We start from the raw sequence: 228 nt of genomic DNA, 5'->3' as shown, positions 1-228 counted from the left end.
GTTATTGGCAATCGCCATGTTGCTGAACTGAAAACCCGCGACCTGCTGGTGCCGATAAAAGCGGTTGAGGATAAGGGTTTTAATGAAGTGGCTATGCGTCTGAAACAACGCACTACCGCTATCATGCGTTACGCTGTTCAGCAGGGCATTATCGACTACAACCCCGCACAGGAAATGTCAGGGGCCGTTAACACGGGTAAACGTCAACATCGTCCTGCTTTGCCGTTT

The 228-nt window shown here is 50.4% G+C and carries 1 protein-coding gene; it reads left to right on the top strand.

Features of this window, described 5'->3' with window-relative positions:
• Positions 1–228 (top strand): phage integrase central domain-containing protein (locus ACSZO4_RS26030; RefSeq protein WP_437891954.1); only part of this gene is annotated, 228 nt, incomplete at both ends.

The organism is Phytobacter sp. V91 (genome assembly GCF_965644225.1).
Taxonomy (GTDB): domain Bacteria; phylum Pseudomonadota; class Gammaproteobacteria; order Enterobacterales; family Enterobacteriaceae; genus CBFFRJ01.
The sequence above is the reverse complement of the archived record's forward strand: the minus strand, read 5'-3'. Positions and strand labels throughout refer to the sequence as shown.